1 protein-coding gene is annotated in these 3,461 nt (G+C 72.6%); it reads left to right on the top strand.

The features are described 5' to 3' along the window. Positions 1-219 precede the first annotated feature (219 nt). On the top strand, positions 220-3,461 hold a 3,242-nt coding region (locus D7X12_RS40235; RefSeq protein ID WP_120630418.1), incomplete at its 3' end, for an ATP-binding protein.

The following is a 3,461-nucleotide window of genomic DNA, read 5'->3' as shown; positions in this document are numbered from 1 at the left end:
CCAGCCCCTCCGAGCGTTGTCGCCCCGACACCCCCGTGACGTGCTGAGCAGGAGCGCCTGCCTGCTCCCTCGCCCTGCATCCAGCGCGCAGAGCCCTGGTTGCCCGCCGTGCCCTCAGGGGGGAGGCGCCCGACCGCGCGGATTGCAGTGGGGCACGCGCGCCACTAGAAGCCGGGGCGCCCGCTTCGCCCCTCACCTCGTGTCTCCCCTGAGAGCCGCATGACCCTGTCCCGCACCCTGTCTCCCGCTCCTTCCGAAGAGCATCACTTCGCGGGCGGCGGGGAGATGGGGGCACTGGTGCGCTCGCTGGACTGGGCACGGACGCCGCTGGGGCCGTCGCGCGACTGGCCCACCAGCCTGAAGACGATGGTGGGCGTCGTGCTCAACAACCGGTTCCCCATGCTCATGTGGTGGGGCCCGGAGATGATCCAGATCTACAACGACGCCTACCGCCCGGTGCTCGGCCACAAGCATCCCGGCTCCCTCGGCGTCCCCGGCGAACAGGTCTGGCAGGAGATCTGGGACGTCGTCGGCCCCATGGCCCGGGGCGTGCTCGAAGGCGCGCCCGCGACCTGGAGCGAGAACCTGGCGCTCTTCATCAACAGCCGCGGGTTCACCGAGGAGACGTTCCACACGTTCTCGTACAGCCCCATTCCCGATGAGCGGGGCGGCGTGGGCGGCGTGCTCGTCACCGTGCGCGAAACCACCGAAGAGGTGCAGCACGAGCGACAGATGCGGACGCTGCGCGACCTGGCGGCCCGCTGCGCCGACGCGAAGTCTCCCGAACAGGCGTGCCACTCCGCGCTGGGCGTGCTCGCGGCCAACGCGCTGGACCTGCCCTTCACCCTGCTCTACCTGCTGGATCCGGACGGCGACACCGTCCGCCGCGTCGGCGGCTCCCTCCTGCCCGACACGACGCTCGCGCCCCTGCCCCGGCAGCAGTCGCTCTCCACCGGGGACGACACCGGCTGGCCCTTCGCCCAGGCCATCACCACGGGCGACGCGGTCGTCGTGGAGGACCTGCCCCGGCGCATGGGGCCCCTGCCCGGCGGCCTCTGGAACAGCCCTCCCCAGCGCGCCGTGGTGCGCGCCCTGTCGCGGCCGGGCCAGTCCCGGCCCTACGGCTTCCTCGTGGGCGGCGTCAGCCCCCGGCGCTCGCTCGACGCGCGCTACCACGCGTTCTTCCAGCTCACCGCCGAACAGGTCGCCGCCGCGATCTCCAACGCCCGCGCCTACGAAGAGGAGCGCCAGCGCGCGGAGGCGCTCACCGCGCTCGACCGCGCGAAGACGGACTTCTTCAGCAACATCAGCCACGAGCTGCGCACGCCCCTCACGCTGCTGCTGGGCCCCACCGAGGACGCGCTCGCGAGCCCCTCCCGCGCGCTCCAGGGCGACGCGCTGGAGACCGTGCACCGCAACGCCGTGCGCCTGCGCAAGCTGGTCAACATGCTGCTGGACTTCGCGCGCATCGAAGCCGGGCGCGTGCAGGCCGCCTATGAGCCCACCGACCTCGCGACGCTGACCTCGGGCCTCGCGAGCGCCTTCCGCTCCGCCATCGAGCGCGCGGGGCTCGTGCTCGACGTGGACTGTCCTCCCCTGCCGGAGCCGGCCTGGGTGGACCACGAGATGTGGGAGAAGATCGTCCTCAACCTGCTGTCCAACGCGCTGAAGTTCACCTTCAGCGGCGGCATCACCGTGACGCAGCGCTGGCGGGACGGGCACACCGAGCTGTGCGTCACCGACACCGGCACCGGCATCCCCGCGCACGAACTTCCCCGCCTCTTCGAGCGCTTCCACCGCGTGCACAACGCCCGCGCGCGCTCCCACGAAGGCTCCGGCATCGGGCTGGCCCTGGTGCACGAGCTGGTGCGCCTGCACGGAGGCACCCTCTGCGTGCAGAGCGAGGTGGACCGGGGCACGACGTTCACCGTGCGCCTGCCCGCGGGCTTCGCGCACCTGCCCAAGGACCAGGTGACGTCCGCCCGTCACACCCGCGCGCTGCTCGCGGGCGCGGACCCCTACGTGCGCGACGCGCTGGGCTGGCTGCCGGGGAGCACGCCCGCGGCGAGCGCGGCCTCCACCGTGACGGGCACCCAGGAGCGGGCGCGCATCCTGCTCGCGGACGACAACGCCGACATGCGCGAGTACGTGGGCCGGCTGCTGGGCGCGCACGGGACGGTGGAGGCGGTGGCGGACGGAGAGGCCGCGCTCGCCGCCGCGCTCGCGCATCCCCCGGACCTGATCCTCTCCGACGTGATGATGCCCCGCCTGGACGGCTTCGGGTTGCTCCAGGGCCTGCGCTCCGACGAGCGCACCCGCCACGTCCCCGTCATCCTCCTGTCCGCGCGCGCGGGCGAGGAGGCGAAGGAGGAGGGCCTGGCCTCCGGCGCGGACGACTACGTGGTGAAGCCGTTCTCCACCCGCGAGCTCCTGTCGCGCGTCACCGCCCAGCTCACGCGCTCCAGGCTGCGCGCGCTGGAGGCCGCGCACGGCGAGCGGCTCTGGCGCATCTTCCAGCACGCGCCCGTGGGCATCGCCATCCTGCGCGGCCCGGAGCACGTCTACGAGTTCGCCAACCAGGGCTACCTGCAGCTCATCCAGCACCGGGAGGTCATGGGCAAGGGCATCCGCGAGGCGCTCCCGGACCTGGCCCACCAGGGCATCTACGAGCTGCTGGACGGCGTCTACACCACGGGCGAGCCCTTCATCGGCCGCTCCGTGCGCGCGGTGTTCACCCACGACCCGGGGCAGCCCGCGCAGGAGCGCTTCTTCGACCTTGTCTACCAGCCCATGAGCGACGCCCGGGGTCAGGTGGAGGCCATCGTCGTCGTGTCCTTCGACGTGACGGAGCTGTCCACCGCGCGCCGCGAGGCGGAGTCCGCCAACCGCGCCAAGGACGAGTTCCTCGCGATGCTCGGCCACGAGCTGCGCAACCCCCTGGCCCCCATCCTCACCGCGCTCCAACTCATGCGCCTGCGCGGCGACACCACCGCGGAGCGCGAGCGCACCCTCATCGAGCGGCAGGTGACGCACCTGGTGCGCATGGTGGACGACCTGCTCGACGTCAGCCGCGTCACCCGGGGCAAGGTCACCCTGAAGCGCGAGCGCACCTCGCTCACCGACGTGGTGGCCAAGGCCATTGAGCAGACGAGCCCCCTGCTCGAGCAGCGCCAGCACACGCTGGAGGTGGACCTGCCCGACCACGGCACGGCCCTGGACGGCGACCCCACGCGCCTCGCGCAGGTGTTCGCCAACCTGCTCACCAACGCCGCCCGCTACACCGAACCGGGCGGCTTCATCGCCGTGACGGGAGCGCGCGAGGGCAAGGAGCTGGTCGTCAGCGTGCGCGACACCGGCGTGGGCATCGCGCCGGAGATGCTGCCCCGCGTGTTCGAGCTCTTCGTGCAGGAGCACCAGGCCCTGGACCGCTCCCAGGGCGGGCTCGGGCTGGGGCTCGCCAT

The organism is Corallococcus sicarius (assembly GCF_003611735.1).
Taxonomy (GTDB): domain Bacteria; phylum Myxococcota; class Myxococcia; order Myxococcales; family Myxococcaceae; genus Corallococcus; species Corallococcus sicarius.
The sequence above is the reverse complement of the archived record's forward strand: the minus strand, read 5'-3'. Positions and strand labels throughout refer to the sequence as shown.